This window comes from Comamonas nitrativorans (assembly GCF_042654765.1).
Taxonomy (GTDB): Bacteria; Pseudomonadota; Gammaproteobacteria; order Burkholderiales; family Burkholderiaceae_C; genus Comamonas; species Comamonas nitrativorans.
Window position 1 is genome coordinate 102,496 of the sequence record NZ_JBHSEW010000002.1, and the last position, 16,017, is coordinate 118,512.

Annotated in this window: 6 protein-coding genes; 4 read left to right on the forward strand and 2 right to left on the reverse strand. The window is 64.8% G+C overall.

From position 1 onward, the window contains the following. Position 1 precedes the first annotated feature (1 nt). Positions 2–4,015, forward strand: a complete 4,014-nt coding sequence (gene hrpA / locus ACFO3A_RS03005) for an ATP-dependent RNA helicase HrpA (protein WP_377723867.1) — start codon at positions 2–4, stop codon at positions 4,013–4,015. 27 nt (positions 4,016–4,042) lie between these two features. Beyond that, complete coding sequence (locus ACFO3A_RS03010; RefSeq protein ID WP_377723869.1) at positions 4,043–5,869, forward strand: DUF4153 domain-containing protein; 1,827 nt, start codon at positions 4,043–4,045, stop codon at positions 5,867–5,869. Between the two features lie 29 nt (positions 5,870–5,898). On the opposite strand, the gene ACFO3A_RS03015 is transcribed toward ACFO3A_RS03010, so the two are convergent. Both ACFO3A_RS03015 and fdxA read right to left on the reverse strand, forming a co-directional pair. Next, positions 5,899–6,237, reverse strand: coding sequence for a hypothetical protein (locus ACFO3A_RS03015; protein WP_377723871.1), 339 nt, complete (start codon positions 6,235–6,237; stop codon positions 5,899–5,901). A 339-nt stretch (positions 6,238–6,576) separates the two neighbouring features. Further along, positions 6,577–6,906: a ferredoxin FdxA gene (gene fdxA, locus ACFO3A_RS03020; protein WP_377723872.1), complete on the reverse strand. Its 330-nt coding sequence runs from the start codon at positions 6,904–6,906 to the stop codon at positions 6,577–6,579. A 241-nt stretch (positions 6,907–7,147) separates the two neighbouring features. Between fdxA and ACFO3A_RS03025 the strand changes: the two genes are divergently transcribed. After that, the gene (locus ACFO3A_RS03025; RefSeq protein ID WP_377723874.1) at positions 7,148–14,722 is read left to right on the forward strand and encodes an SDR family NAD(P)-dependent oxidoreductase; all 7,575 of its coding nucleotides are present in this window, start codon (positions 7,148–7,150) and stop codon (positions 14,720–14,722) included. Beyond that, complete coding sequence (locus tag ACFO3A_RS03030; RefSeq protein ID WP_377723876.1) at positions 14,719–16,017, forward strand: aminotransferase class I/II-fold pyridoxal phosphate-dependent enzyme; 1,299 nt, start codon at positions 14,719–14,721, stop codon at positions 16,015–16,017. The genes ACFO3A_RS03025 and ACFO3A_RS03030 overlap by 4 nt, the downstream gene beginning before the upstream one ends.

Below are 16,017 nucleotides of genomic sequence, written 5' to 3' on the forward strand. Positions count from 1 at the left end.
TATGTCCTTGCAGATCACCTTTCCCGAGTCGCTCCCCGTATCCGCCCGCCGCCAGGAGATTGCCGATGCCTTGCAGGCGCATCAGGTCATCATCGTCTGCGGTGAAACCGGCTCCGGCAAAACCACGCAGCTGCCCAAGATCGCCCTGGCGCTGGGCCGGGGCGTGTGCAACGCGCCAGAGGGGCAGCGCGGCAGGCTGATCGGCCACACCCAGCCCCGGCGCATTGCCGCCAGCAGCGTGGCCAAGCGCATCGCGCAGGAGCTGAACACCCCGCTGGGCGAGGTGGTGGGCTTCAAGGTGCGTTTTCAGGACACGTTGCAAAAAGGCGCGTCGGTCAAGCTGATGACCGACGGCATCCTGCTGGCCGAAACGCAGACCGACCCGCTGCTGAAAGCCTACGACACCCTCATCATCGACGAGGCGCACGAGCGCAGCCTGAACATCGACTTCCTGCTGGGCTACCTGAAGCAGATATTGCCCAGGCGGCCCGACCTGAAGGTGGTCGTCACCTCTGCCACCATCGATGCCGAGCGCTTTGCCCGGCACTTTGCCGATGCCCGGGGGCAGGCCGCGCCGGTCATCATGGTGTCCGGGCGCACCTACCCGGTGGAAATGCGCTGGCGGCCCTTCGAGGAAAAGAAGGATTACGGCCTGAATGACGCCATTGCCGATGGCGTGGACGAGCTGTGGGCCGGTGGGCAGGGCGGCGACATCCTGGTCTTTCTGCCCGGCGAGCGCGAAATCCGCGAGGCCGCCGACCACCTGCGCAAGCACTTGCAGCATGACCCGGCGCTGCGCAACAGCGAGGTGCTGCCCCTGTTCTCGCGCCTGTCGCAGGCCGAGCAGGATCGGATTTTCGACAGCCACAGCCAGCGGCGCATCGTGCTGGCGACCAACGTGGCGGAAACCTCGCTTACCGTGCCCGGCATCCGTTACGTGATCGACACCGGCACGGCCCGCATCAAGCGCTATTCATTCAGAAGCAAGGTGGAGCAGCTGCTGGTCGAGCCGATCAGCCAGGCCGCCGCCAACCAACGCGCCGGGCGCTGCGGGCGCGTGGCCAACGGCATCTGCATCCGCCTGTACGACGAGGCGGATTTCAACCAGCGCGATGCGTTTACCGACCCGGAAATCCTGCGCTCGTCGCTGGCCGGCGTCATCCTGCGCATGAAAAGCCTGGGGCTGGGCGACGTGGTGCATTTCCCCTTCCTGCAAGCGCCGTCGGGTAGGGCGATTGCCGACGGCTACCAGCTTTTGCAGGAGCTGGGCGCGGTGGACGAGCAGGGCACGCTGCTGCCCATGGGCAGGGCTTTGTCGCGCCTGCCGCTGGACCCGCGCGTGGGCCGCATGATCGTCGAGGCCCGCGAGTGCGGGGCGCTGGCCGAGGTGCTGGTGATTGCCGCCGCCCTGAGCGTGCAGGACGTGCGCGACCGCCCGCTGGAGGCGCAGGCCCAGGCCGACCAGCAGCACGCCAAGTTCGACGACGAGAAAAGCGAGTTCTCCGGCTACCTGCGCCTGTGGCAATGGCTGACGGATGCACGCGGCGGCAAGGCTGTCGCCAAAAGCCGCAAGGAGATGGCCGCCGGGGCCGCCCAGCCTGCGCGGGCACGCAACCAGGCGGCGCTGCCGGTGGGCCAGCGGCTGTCCGCATCCGCCCTGGCCGATGCGGCATCCGATCAGGCTGTGTCGTCGGCCCACGACACCCACAAACTCAGCAACCGCCAGTGGGAGCAGTTGCTGCGCCAGAACTTCATCAACATTCGCCGCGTGCGCGAGTGGCGCGATATTTATTCGCAACTGCTCACCGTGGTGAAAGAGCAGCAATGGCAGGTGAACACCCAGGCGGCGGGCTACGAGGCGGTACACCTGTCCATGCTCTGCGGCCTGCTGGGCAACATCGGCTTCAAGGGCGAGGAAAGCGACGCCTACCTGGGCGCCCACGGCATCAAGTTCCACCCCCACCCCGGGGCGCATCTGAGCAAGAAGCCGGGCCGCTGGATCGTCGCTGCCGAGCAGGTGCAGACCTCGCGCCTGTATGGCCGGGGCATCGCCGCGATCGAGCCGCAATGGCTGGAAGAAGTCGGCGGCCATCTGCTGAAAAAGCAGTTGCTCGACCCGCACTGGAGCAAGAAACGCGCCGACGTGATCGCGTTTGAACGCGCCACGCTCTACGGCCTGGTGGTCTACAACAACCGGGGCGTGAGCTATGGCCGCAAGGACCCGCAGGACGCACGGCAGATGTTCATCCGCCGTGCCCTGGTCGAAGGCGAATGGGACACCGCCTGGCCCTTTCTGGCCGCGAACCAGAAAACCATCCGCAAGGTGGAGGAGCTGGAACACAAAAGCCGCCGCCAGGACGTGCTGGTGGACGATGCGCTGATCTACGCCTTCTACGACCAGCACATCCCCGAAGGCATTTTCAGCGGCGCGACCTTCGACAAGTGGTACCGCCAGGCCAGCAAGGAGCAGCCGCAGCTGCTGCGCCTGTCCAAAGACGAACTCATGCGCCACGAGGCGGCGGGCATCACCACCGACGCCTTCCCCAAGCTGGTGCGCCTGGGCGGCGTCGATTGCGCGGCAAGCTATCTGCACAGCCCCGGCGACGCCCGCGATGGCCTGACGGTGACGGTGCCGCTGTTCGCACTCAACCAGGTCAGCGAAGACCGCGCCGAATGGCTGGTGCCGGGGATGCTGAAGGAGAAAATCCAGGCCCTCCTGAAAAGCCTGCCTCAGCGCCCGCGCAGCCGCCTGGTGCCGCTGCCCGACAGCGCCGAGCGCCTGGCCGCGCTGTTCACCCAGCAGGAGCGCTGGGCGCAGGCCGGCCTGCTGGATGCGCTGCTGGAACAGGTGCGCCAGGAAACCGCGCTGGACGTGAAACGTGCCGACTTCAAGCCCGACATGCTGGGCGCCCACCTGTTCATGAACCTGCGCATCACCGACGAGCATGGCCGCCAGTTGGCGCAGGGGCGCAACATCGCCGCCCTCAAAGCCCAATGGGGCAGCAAGGCGCGGGGGGCATTCCAGGCATTGGCTTCATTAAAAATAGCTTCTTCCGCAGATAAACAAACGATTTCAGAATCAAAATCATCTGAAAACAAGAAAACAAAAGCGGAACAAGCTCCTGAAAAAGATAAATCCTCGGCAACTGCCCCGGCCCATGCCGCTGGCACGCGCCACACCGCCTGGGACTTCGGCCAGTTGCCCGAGCTGATGGAAATCCAGCAGGGCAAGCAGACGCTGATCGGCTTTCCCGCGCTCATCGACCAGGGCGATGCCGTCACCATCGAAGTCTTCGACGAGCCGGAGATCGCCGCCGCCCGCCACCGCCAGGGGCTGCGCCGCCTGTGCGCCCTGCAGGTCAGGGACGCGCTCAAGTACCTGGAGAAGAGCATCCCCGACCTGCAAAAGATGGCCGTCGCCTACATGCCGCTGGGCACGCTGGAGGAACTGCGCAGCCACATCCTGGACGTGGCGCTGGAGCGGGCCTTCGTGCAGGACCCCTTGCCCCAGGACGCCGCCCAGTTTGCCCAGCGCGTGCAGGAAGGCCGCGCCCGCCTGACCCTGATCGCCCAGGAAGTGGCCCGTCTGGCCGCCGCCATCCTGGCCGAATACGCCAGCGCCCAGCGCAAGATCAAAGACACCAAGAATGCCCCCGAAGCCACGGCAGATGCGGGAAAGCAGCTACAAAACCTGATGCCCAGGGACTTCATCGCCAGCACCCCCTGGGGGCAGTTGCAACACTTTGCCCGCTACCTGAAAGCCATCACCATCCGCCTGGACAAATACCGCGCCGACCCGGCCCGCGATGCCGCAAGGATGAAGGAATTGCAGCCGCTGGAACAGCGCTACACCCGCCTGCTGGCCCAGCGCAAAGGCCAGCACGATGCGCGGCTGCAGGAATACCGCTGGATGCTGGAGGAGCTGCGCGTGAGCTTTTTCGCCCAGGAACTGCGCACGCCGTACCCCGTCAGCAGCAAGCGCCTGGACAAAGTCTGGGCGCAGTTGCAGCATTGACGGCTTGAAAAAAACCACCCTCCCGCCATGACCACCGACAACCCCACCGCCCTGGCCACCCCCGCCGATCTGCCGCGTTTGACCAAGGAGGTGATGGTGCTGACCACCCTCCTGCAAGGCGCCGGCATCTATACCCTGATGGATGGCTGGTGGGGGCCAGCCGGGGCGCTGCGGCTGATCGCCATCTCCCTGCTGCTGGCCGTGCCCGGCTTCTTCGTGCTGTGCGTGCGCCAGCTGGGCGACCGCCTGCTGTGGCGCGGCATGGCGGTGTTGGCGCTGCTGCTGCTGGCCTTGCATGGCAGCGTCTGGTGGCTGCTGGGCAGCCGGAATGTGTGGCGCGGCAGCGCCTGGGCGCCCTGGCTGCTGTGCCAGGGTGCATTGCTGTTCATCGCCCTGGCGTGGATGCAGGCATGGCTGCAACAGCGCAGTCTGCGCCGCGTGCCGTATGCCCTGCTGTTCGATCACGCCTGGAACAACGCCGTGGTGCTGGGCTTTGCCCTGCAGTTCGTCGCCCTGGGCTGGGCCGTGCTGGGGCTGTGGGCCGGGCTGTTTGCCCTGGTCAAGGTCAGGCTGTTTGCCGAAACTTTTACCGCCCCGGCTTTCGTCTACATGGCCACGGGACTGATGGCGGGCCTGGGCGTGCTGCTGGCACGCGGCCAGCCCCGGCCGCTGCGCCTGATGCTGCAACTGGTGCTGGCCCTGTACCGCCTGCTGCTGCCGCTACTGGCGCTGGTGGTGGTGCTGTTCGTCGCCTTTTTGCCCTTCACCGGCGTGCAGCCGCTGTGGGAAACGCGCAAGGCCGCCCCGCTGCTGATGGGCGTGCTGCTGTGCCTGCTGGTCTTCGTCAATGCCGTCTACCAGGACGGCAGCCGCCAGACGGCACCTTATCCCGCTGCGTTGCGTGGCCTGATTGCAGCGGCCCTGGCGCTGATGCCGGTGCTGGCCGCCCTGGCCCTGTGGGCGGTTGCATTGCGCGTGCGCCAGTACGGCTGGACGCACGAGCGCATCTGGGCCTTGACGATCGCCGGCACGCTCATGCTCTATGCCCTGGGCTACGCCTGGGCCGCGCTGGAGCGCGATGCCGCCGCATGGCTGCAACGGATCGGCCGCATCAACCCGGCGATGTCCTGGCTGGTCATGGCGCTACTGGTACTGCTGCATACGCCGCTGCTCGACCCCTACCGCATCGGCGCGGCCAGTCAGTACCAACGCCTGGCGGACGGCACGCAGGCGCCGACGTTGCAGGCCTTGCAGGATTTGAGCTTCGACCATGGCCGCCATGGTCTGCCTGCATTGCAGCGCCTGCAAGGCTTGCCCGCCTTTGCCCAGGGGCAGGTGGCGCAGGACGTGCGCCAGATGCTGGATGCTGAAGCCAAGCGCTACCTGCCCCGGCAGGCCGCCGCGCTGTCGGCAGACGATTGGCGCGGCTTGCTGGCCGTTGCTCCGGGCCATATCCCTCCGCCCGAGGACTGGTGGCAGGCGCTGGCCGACAAGGACATCATCAGTGGCAGCGTCTGTCAGGGCGCCGCCCAAACAGAGGGTGCGCCGCAAGCATCCGATCCGCAAACCGCCACTTGCCTGATCCTGCAAGCGCCCCTGGACAGCGCCAGCGAGCAACCCCAGCAGTTGCTTTGCACGACGGCGAGGTACAACCCGGTGTGCCGGGTGTTTGCCCGTGGCGCCGAGGGGGCGCAGGAGCGCTGGCAGCAGGTCGGGGAAGTGCGCTGGCACCAAGTCACCGGCCAGCAGCACGCGCAACTGGTACAGGCTTTGCGGGAGGGCCGCGTTCAGGTGCAGGCTTCGCCCTGGCGCGACCTGGCCGTGCCGGGGCTGCCTGCCGGACGGGTGCAATGAATACCTGCCCGCAGAGGGCGTATCTGTATCTACATCGCCCCGCGCCCGCCGAGCTGCCCGCCAATGATGCCCTTGAGCGCATCACGCACGTTCTGCGCCACCACGCGCATGGTTTGCGGGTCGGCCTCGGCGTTGATGGCGTTGAGTTCGTTGTAGTGCATCAGCAGCAGGCCGCGCAGGGTGCGGAAGGCATTTTTGCAATTCTGGATGTCGCACAGGCTGGTGTCGTTGGCCAGTACCCGCTCGGCAATGCCGGGGTCGAGCAGGCGGATTTTGCAAATGATGGCCAAACGCACGATTTCCAAATCCAGCTCCTTGAGCCGTGCCTCACGGTCCGTGGGCAAAAAGCGGCTGGCGTTGGTGTTCATACAGGCTCCTGAATCCAGAAAAAAAAGCAAAACTGGCAGCTTAAGACCACAATGCCCGATTGGTCAATGCAACACCTGGATACAACCAAGTGAAACACTCTGCCTTAAGAACCTGTTCACGATCTCGGCGCGAAGGGGTGCGGGAAGCGGATCGGGATGGGCTGCCAGGCGCAAACCGCAGCCATAGCGGTGCTATGGCGAGGATTTGCAACGCCGCAGAGCGCCCGAGACCGCGACTGCACACCCGCGCGGAGATCGTGAACAGGTTCTAAGCGCCAACAGCCCCGGACGGGGCTGTTGCTGGTAATAGGGCCGGGGTGTCCGGCAAGGGGCAGAGGTTCAGCGCTCCAGCATCCCCAGCTTGCCGTCCTTGCCGTTCCACTCGTCGGCATCGGGCATCGACGCCTTGCGCTTGGTAATGCTGGTCCACCCCTTGGCAAAGGCCAGGTCGGCATTGAGCTTGATGAACGGCAGCTGATCGGCGGGCACATCCTCCTCGGCAAAAATGGCGTCGGCGGGGCACTCGGGGATGCAGACGGCGCAGTCGATGCATTCGTCGGGGTCGATCACCAGCATGTTCGGGCCTTCGCGGAAGCAATCCACGGGGCAAACGTCCACGCAATCGGTGTATTTACATTTGATGCAGTTTTCGGTGACGACGTGTGTCATGGCAGTCTTTTTATTGGTGAAGAATCGGCGGAACCTCGGATTTTAGGGATTTTCCGCAGTGCTGACAGCTCAAGGCCCTATTGACAATGCTGGCAGTACCCGGATCCCCTGAAAATTTGTGCGTTCAGGAATTCCCGAGCAAGGTAAAACAAGGCGTTTCAGGCCGTTTTTCAGTGGCCCGGCCCTGTACCGGGGGGTGAATATAATCCGCAGCCTTTGCCAGCCTCTTGTAAGCCTTAGCGTGACCGATTTGAACCCTGCCTCGAAAAATAATTGCCTGACTGAAAACTCTGCTCCCATCGCCGTGATCGGCATGGCGTTTCGCTTTCCTGGCGATCATAGCGACGAGGTGGAGTTTTGGGCCGCGCTGCAAAACCGGCAGGACTTGATCACCCAGGTGCCGCCCGAGCGCTGGGCGACGCAGGAGTTGCAGCATGCCAAACGCTCCGAGGCCGGGCGCAGCATCACCTACTCTGCGGGCGTGCTCTCGCGCATCGAGGAGTTCGATGCCGGTTTTTTCGGCATTTCCCCGCGCGAAGCCGCCTGGCTCGACCCCCAGCAGCGCTTGCTGCTGGAGCTGTCCTGGGAGGCGCTGGAGAACGCCGGCGTGCCCGCGTCCCGGCTGGCGGGAACCGATTGCTCGGTCTACGTCGGCATCTCCGGGCTGGATTACGGCACCCGGGCACTGGACGATCTGGCCAGCCTTTCGGCCCACACCATGACGGGCAATACCCTGAGCGTGGCGGCCAACCGTATTTCTTACGTGCTTGACCTGCATGGTCCGTCGCTGGCCGTGGATACGGCCTGTTCCTCTTCTCTGGTCGCGTTGCACCATGCCTGCAACAGCTTGCGGACAGGCGAGGCTTCGACGGCCCTGGTCGGTGGCGTCAATCTGCTGCTGCACCCGTACCCGTTTGTCGGTTTCACCAAGGCGTCCATGCTGTGTGCAGACGGGCGCTGCAAGCCTTTCGATGCCGCCGGCAACGGTTATGTACGCTCCGAAGGCGGTGCCGTGCTGCTGCTCAAACCCTTGGCGCAGGCACAGGCCGATGGCGATGAAATCCATGCTGTCATCCGTGCCACCGGGGTGAATGCCGATGGTTCGCGCAAAACCGGTATCACCATCCCCAGCTGTGCTGGGCAGATCGACCTGATGCGCGACGTGCTGGCCAAAAGCGGCCTGGCGGCGGACGACGTGGATTTCATCGAAGCCCATGGCACGGGCACCCCCGTCGGCGATCCGATCGAGACGGCTGCCATTGGCGCCGTCTATGGCCAGGGGCGCAGCAAACCGCTGCCGATCAGCTCGGTCAAGGCCAACCTGGGCCACATGGAGCCCGCTTCGGGCATGGCCGGTTTCGTCAAGGCCCTGCTGGCTTTGAAAAACCAGTCCCTGCCGCCCACGCTGCATTTGCAGACCCCCAACCCCAACATCGACTTTGCCGGGTTGAACCTGCAACTGGTGTTTGACCGGCATCCCTTGCCGACCACGCCCGGCAAGCCCCTGGTCGCCGGGGTGAACTCGTTTGGTTTCGGCGGCGCCAACGCCCACGTGCTGCTGGAGCAGTACCTGCCTCGGGCCAGTGCAAGCGATGCCGCACCAGCCGCAGATGTGGCGCTGGCGCCGCTGCGGCTTTCCGCCCGTTCGCTGCCTGCCTTGCGTGCCCTGGCACAGCGGTATGCGCAACTGCTCCAGTCCCAGCCGCAGCGGTATTACGACATTGCCTATGCGGCGCTGTTCCAGCGGGAATGCCTGCCCCACGGCCTGCTGTTGGCCCCGGCCAGCGTGACGGAAGCCGTAGAGAAGCTGCAACGCTTTGCCCAGGGCGAGGAAGCGGACACGCTGCCGGGCCTGGTGCAGGAAGAAACCCTGGCTTCCAGCGGCAGCATCGCCTTTGTCTATGCCGGCAATGGCGCCCAGTGGGTCGGCATGGGGCAGACCCTGCTGCAAACCAGCCCCCGCTTCGCTGCCCTCGTGCAGGAGCTGGACGCCGCCATGCAGCCCCAGGCCGGCTTTTCCCTGCTGGAGCAATTGCAGGCCGATGCCGCACATTCCCGCTTGCAGGACACGGCTGTGGCCCAGCCGCTGCTGTTTGCCATGCAGGTGGCCATTACCCGGCTGCTCCAGGAGCAGGGCGTGCAGCCCGCTGCGGTCTTGGGCCACAGCGTCGGCGAGATTGCCGCCGCCTGGGCGTGCGGTGCCTTGAGCCTGGAACAGGCCATCGCCGTCATTTGCGCCCGCAGCCAGGCGCAGAACCTGACCCGTGGCCAGGGGCGCATGGCCGCCGTCGGAATGTCGGCCACGGCGGCTGAAGAAGCCATCGCCCGATTGGGCGCCGGTGTGGATATCGAAATCGCCGGTATCAACAGCCCGGCCAACGTCACCCTGTCCGGCAGCCTGGAAGACTTGCAGCGCCTGGAAGCACTGCTGGCGCCGCAAAAGGTGTTTTTCCGCCTGCTCGATCTGGACTACGCCTTTCACAGCCACTACATGGACGGCGCCCGGGACGATCTGGCCCGGCGTCTGCAGGGGCTGGCCCCGGCAGCGGCCACCCAGGCGCAATTCATCTCTACCGTCACGGGCGATGTGCTGGCCGGAACGGAGCTGGATGCCGATTACTGGTGGCGCAACGTGCGCCAGCCGGTGCGCTTTGCCGATGCTGTGGCCCAGGCGGCGGCCCAGGGCTGCCGTGTTTTTGTGGAAATCAGCCCCCACGCCATCTTGCAGCGCTACGTCAAGGAAAGCCTGGACGCGGTGCAAGCCGCAGGTCGCGTGCTTCCTACGTTGCAACGCAATTTCGATAGCTATCAGCGCTTGCAGGGCGCGGGGTTGAAGGCGATTTTGCTTGCAGATGCGCAAGCGCTGAAAGCCCATTTCCCCCACGCTGGCCAGCGCATCCGCCTGCCCAACTATCCGTGGCAGCGCGAACGCCACTGGCAGCCCACCACGGTCGAGAGCCTGCAGGCCTTGCAGCGCCGCCGCGTGCATCCGCTGCTGGGCTGGGCCATTCCCGATGCCGTGCTGACCTGGGAAAACGTGCTCGACCCCACCATCCTTCCCTGGCTGCTCGATCACCAGGTGGGCGGCGCCATCGTCTTTCCGGGGGCAGCGTATGCCGAAATGGCCTTGGCCGCTGCCCGCCAGTGGCTGGGCAGCGGGCCATGCGCACTGCAGGAGCTGGACATCATTTCCCCGCTGGTGTTCGATGGCGAACACGCCCGTAATCTGCGCCTGGTGGTGCAGCCGCGCGATGGCAGCTTCCAGATTTTCAGCCGCCAGCGCCTGTCCGGCGATGCCTGGTCGCTGCACGCCGCAGGCCGTCTGCTCCAGGCCACCCAGCAAGTGCCGCAGGCGCGTATTGGTATGGCGCTGGCTGCGGCCCCTGGCGGCCCTGCCGCAAGCCTGCAGCAGATCGACCATTCCCGGCATTACCAGCTTGCCAGCGCTTTGGGGCTGGACTATGGCCCGGCGTTTCAGGGCATTCACCACGCGGTGGTCGATACGGCCAGCCATTGCCTGCACGCCCAGCTCCAACTGGATGAGGGTTTGCACAGCGCTGCGTATGTGCTGCACCCTGCCGTGCTGGACTTGTGCTTTCAGGCGCTGGTGGACTTCTTTGTCGAACCCATTGCCAGCGGACGCGGCATTGCTCTGCTGCCGATCAAGATCGGCAAGCTCGACGTGCGCAGCAGTGCGCAGGCGGTGTCCCTGCGTGCCCATTTGCGCCGTTTCGGCACGCGCTCGGCGCTGGCCGATTTCGAGCTGTTCGATGCCCAGGGCCAGTTGGTTGCCGTGGCCCAGGGCTGCCGCTTCCGCGCTGCCCACCTGAAGCGCGATGCGGGTACCGCCATCCAGCAATGGCACATCGCCCCCTGGCTGCTGCCGCACCCGGCCGCCACGGCCCGGCCCATTGCCAACGTGGCCGATCTGGCCGCGCATCTGGCCCACGGCAACAGTTCCGAGGAGCGCCAGCGCTGGTTTACCGAGACGCTGCCCCTGCTGGAAGCCTTGTCCCTTTCCTTCGCATTTGAAGCCTGCCGGCAATTGCAGCAACGCCAGCCTGCCGATTGGCAGTCCACCCTGGCGCAGACACCCTACGGCCAATGGCTGCTGGATTTGCTGCGCAGCCAGGATTTGCTGGATGGCGCAGCCCTGGTGGCGGATGCCGATCTGCCCCCAGCGCAGGAGCTGTGGCAGGCGCTGTTGCGCGATGCCCCGGCGTGCCTGCCCCAACTGTCCCTGCTGGGCACGGCGGGGGCTGCCTTGCCCACATTGCTGACCGAACCGGATGCCCGCCAGCCGCTGCACGCCCAATTGCAGCGCTCGCCCATTGCCGAATCGCTGTACCACACCGACCCGGCCTACCTGGGTACGCGCAGCCTGTTGCAGGTTTTGCTGCAACGCCTGGCAGCCGCTTTGCCGCAAGGGCAGCGCCTGCGGGTGCTGGAGCTTTCTGCCGGGTTGAGTGAATTGCCGAAAACGGCCCTCCATGCCTTGCCTGCCGACCATCTGGATTACGTGCTGGCCTTGCCCAGCGAAGATCTGGCAACACGCCAGGCGGCGGAATACGACGAGGACGCCCCCGTCACCGTGGCCCACTATGCCGCCACTGATGGGGTGCTGACCGCCGAGCGCAGCCTGCCCGCGCACTTCGATCTGGTCATCGTGCAGCACAGCCTGCACCGCATGTTCAATCCCGAAGCGGTTCTGGCAAAACTACAAGCCAAATTGGCCCCTGGGGCAATCCTGGCAATCGCTGAACGCTATCCGGATTGGAGCGTCAATCTGATCCAGGGACTGGATGGCGCCTGGTGGCGGCACGACAGCCAGGGGCGGGTTGTTTCCAGCCTGCTGGCCCCGGCTGCATGGCAGCAATCGCTGGCCAATGGAGGCTGGCAGCACACGGCACTGATCGAGGAGCCCGCGGCCCGGCAATTGCACGAAGGCGCCTACCTGCTCCTGGCGCAAGCCCCTGTCCAAACTGCCGATGCGCCGGTGGCGGAGCCTGTGGCCGCCCAGTCCTGGCGACTGCTGGCAGACCAGGGCGCAACGGCGGTTGCCCAGAATTTGCAGCAGCGCTTGCAAGCCAAAGGGCAGCATGTGCTGTCGCAGGATGCAGCGGCTGCCGTAGCGACCCATATCGTCTGGATGCAAGGCTGGCAGGACAGCCCCGAAGACAGCGTTGCCACCGCCACCCGCCTGCTGGAACTGGTGCAGGTCGTACAGCAGCAGGAAGTGCCGCCGCGCCTGTGGATCGTTACCCGCCAGGGGTTGCGCAGTCCGGCCCAATCGGCGCTGTGGGGCTTGGCGCGTGTAGCGATGAATGAGTGCCCGCAACTGGCCTGCACCCTGATCGACCTGGACGCTGCCGTACCGCAGGCCGACTTGCTGGTGCAACTGGAACGCGAGTTGCTGCAACCCGACGGCCAGAACGAAATTCTGCTGACCGAAGATGCCCGCCATGTTCCGATGCTGTCCGAGCATGAACCAACGGCGACCACTGTGCAGCCATCAGGCAAGGCGGCAGAGGAGGGCGCACGCTTCAAGCTCGATTTCCTGGTGCCCGGCCAGTTGCGCAACCTGCTATGGCTGCCGCAGGAAGCAGCGCCGTTGCAGGCGCATGAAATCGAAGTACGCACCCAGGCCACGGGCCTGAACTTCCGCGACGTGATGTACCTCATGGGCCTGCTGCCCGATGAGGCGGTGGAAAAAGGCTTTGCCGGTGCCAGCCTGGGGCTGGAGTTTTCCGGTATCGTCAGCCGCGTCGGCAGTGGCGTGACGCATTTGCAGGCGGGCGATGCCGTCATGGGTTTTGGCTCTTCGTGCTTTGCCAGCCACATCGTCACCCGTGCCGATGCCGTGGCCCCCATGCCGCAAGGCTGGGCGTTTGAAGCCGCAGCCACCGTGCCCACGGTGTTCCTGACGGTGTATTACGCCCTGAAGCAGCTGGCCGACGTGCAGCCGGGCGAGCGCGTGCTGATCCACGGCGCTGCCGGGGGCGTGGGCATTGCGGCCATCCAGCTGGCCCGCCACATGGGCGCAGAAATCTTCGCTACCGCAGGCACGGACGAGAAGCGCACCTTTGTGCAACTGCTGGGTGCCGACCATGTGCTGGATTCGCGCAGCCTGGAATTTGCCGAAGACATCCTGCGGCTGACCGATGGCGAGGGCGTGGACGTCGTACTCAACTCCCTGGCTGGCGAGGCCATGCGCCGCAGCCTGGACGTGCTCAAGCCCTTTGGTCGCTTTCTGGAGCTGGGCAAGCGCGACTTCTTTGAAAACACCCCCGTGGGCCTGCGCCCGTTCAAGGACAACATCAGCTATTTCGGTATCGATGCCGACCAATTGCTCACGGGCCGTCCGCAACTGGCGGCTCGCCTGTTTGGCGAAGTTATCGGGCTGTTTCGCGAAGGCATCCTGGCGCCCCTGCCTTACCGCAGCTTTGCTGCCGATCAGGTGGTCGATGCCTTCCGCCTGATGCAGCAGGCTCGCCATATCGGCAAGATCGTCGTCACGCTGGCCGATGCCAATCCACAGGTGCAACAGGCGCAGCAGCCCAAGGCAGCGCAGGGGCTGCAACTGGATGGCCATACGACCTGGCTGGCCACGGGCGGCCTGTCCGGCTTTGGCCTGGCTTCGGCCCGCTGGCTGGCCCGGCACGGCGTGCGCCATCTGGCCCTGGTGGGCCGCCGTGGGGCGGATACTCCGGGCGCCGCCGCACTGCTGAAAGAATTTGCCCGCCAGGGCGTCCAGGCCCGGGCCGTAGCCTGCGACATTACCCAGCCCGAGGCTGTTCAGGCGCTGGTGGCCGATTTGGCGCAATCCATGCCGCCGCTGGCCGGTGTGTTGCACGCTGCCGCGCAATTCGACGACCGGCTGCTGCTGAATCTGGACGCAGCCAGCATGGATGCCGTGCTGCGCACCAAACTGGTCGGTGCGTGGAACCTGCATGAGGCCACTGTGGGCCAGCCGCTTACCCATTTCGTGCTGTATTCCTCGGTCACTACCGCCATTGGCAACCCTGGTCAGGCTAACTACGTCGCTGCCAATATGGGGCTGGAAGGTCTGGCCGGCCTGCGCCGCAGCCTGGGCCTGCCCGCCACCTGCATCGGCTGGGGGCCGATTGCCGATGCAGGGTATCTGACGCGCAACGAGGCGGTCAAAGACGCCCTGGCCCAGCGCCTGGGCAAGGCGCCTTTGACGGCGCAGCAGGCACTCGACCAACTGCAAGGCATCTGGGTAGCGGATGCCGGGCATGTCATCCCGGCCAACTTCGACTGGCCGGTGCTGGCGCGGCTGCTGCCATCGGCGGCCAAAGGTTCGCGCTTTGCACAGTTGAACTGGCGCTACCAGGATGCCAATGCCGCGCAGGATGGCCTGGATATCCGCAGCCTGCTGCAAGGCAAAACCGCCGCCGAAGCCGGGGCGGTGATCGAGGAACTGGTTGCCCAGCAAGTGGCGCAAATTCTGTGCATTGCGCCTGAACGCATCACCCCCCATGCCAGCCTGCACGATATGGGCATGGACTCGCTCATGGCGGTCGAATTGGCCCTGGGGCTGGAGCAGCGCTTTGGCATCCAGCTGCCGGTGATGATGCTGGGCGACAGCCCCAGCGTGCATAAGGTCAGCGCCAAGATTGCCGACAAGCTGCTGGGCAGCGATACGGCCCAAGGTGTCAGTGATAATTCAGTCCCTTCGACGATGGTGGGCAAGGTGGTTGCCCAGCACGCGGCCGATTTGACCGAGCAGGAAATTGCAGAGCTTGCCCGTGATGCTGTGAAATTGGCAGAGACAGGGACTCGATTCACCTCATGACACAAAAAACAAAGCTGATTGACCGCATCCTGGGGAAAAAAGCCGAAGCAGCGCAGGGCGCCGCTTCGGTATTGTCTGTGCCGGTCGTCAGCAAGGTTTCCAAAGATTTCACGCGCTTTGACCGCTTTCCAGGATACGAAAAAATGCTCGTGCCCAAGGCCGCGGCAGAGCGCTTTGGCTTGGCCAACCCTTTTTTTGTCAGCCATGACGGCCTGGCAGGCGCCACCACGCAGATCGATGGCCGGGAGTTCATCAACTTTTCCAGCTACAACTATCTTGGTCTGAATGGTGACCAGCGCGTCAATCAAGCAGCAAAAGATGCCATAGACCGCTATGGCACAACGGTATCAGCTAGCCGTTTGGTAGCAGGCGAGCGTCCCATCCAGCGTGATCTGGAACGTGCCCTGGCCCAGGTCTATGGCGTGGAGGATTGCGTGGCCTTCGTCAGCGGCCATGCGACCAACGTCAGCACCATCGGCTATCTGTTCGGCCCCAAAGATTTGGTGCTGCACGACGCTCTCGCACACAACAGCATCATCGAGGGCATCAAGCTCTCGGGCGCCACACGGCGTTCGTTTGCGCACAACGATACAGCCCAGCTCGACCAGATCCTGGCCGACATCCGGGGGCAGTTCGAGCGCGTGCTGATCGTCATCGAAGGCCACTACAGCATGGACGGCGACATCCCCGACCTGCCCGCCTTTATCGACGTCAAGCGTCGCCATCAAGCCTTTTTGATGGTGGACGAAGCCCACAGCCTGGGCGTGCTGGGTGCTACCGGCCTTGGCCTGCACGAACACTATGGCGTGCCCGGTACCGATGTGGATATCTGGATGGGCACCCTGAGCAAAACCATGTCCGGCTGCGGTGGCTATATCGCTGGAGAGCGTGCCCTGGTCGAGCATCTCAAATACGCTGCCCCCGGCTTTGTCTACAGCGTGGGCCTGGCACCGGCGCTGGCTGCCGCAGCATTGCAATGCCTGGAAATCCTGCGCCAGGAGCCGCAGCGTGTGCAGCAACTGCGCCAGATTACCCAGTATTTTTTAACCGAAGCAAAAAAGGCCGGGCTGGATGTTGGCCTGTCACAAGGTTTTTCCATCGTGCCGGTGATTGTGGGTAGCTCCTTAAAGGCGGCAAAACTCTCCAATGCGCTGTTCAAGACGGGCATCAACGTTCAGCCGATTATTCACCCGGCGGTCGAAGAAAAGGCCGCGCGGCTGCGTTTCTTCTTGAGCAATCAACATACACCGGCGCATATTGATACCACGATAGCAGCCATTTGCCGCAGCCTGTAA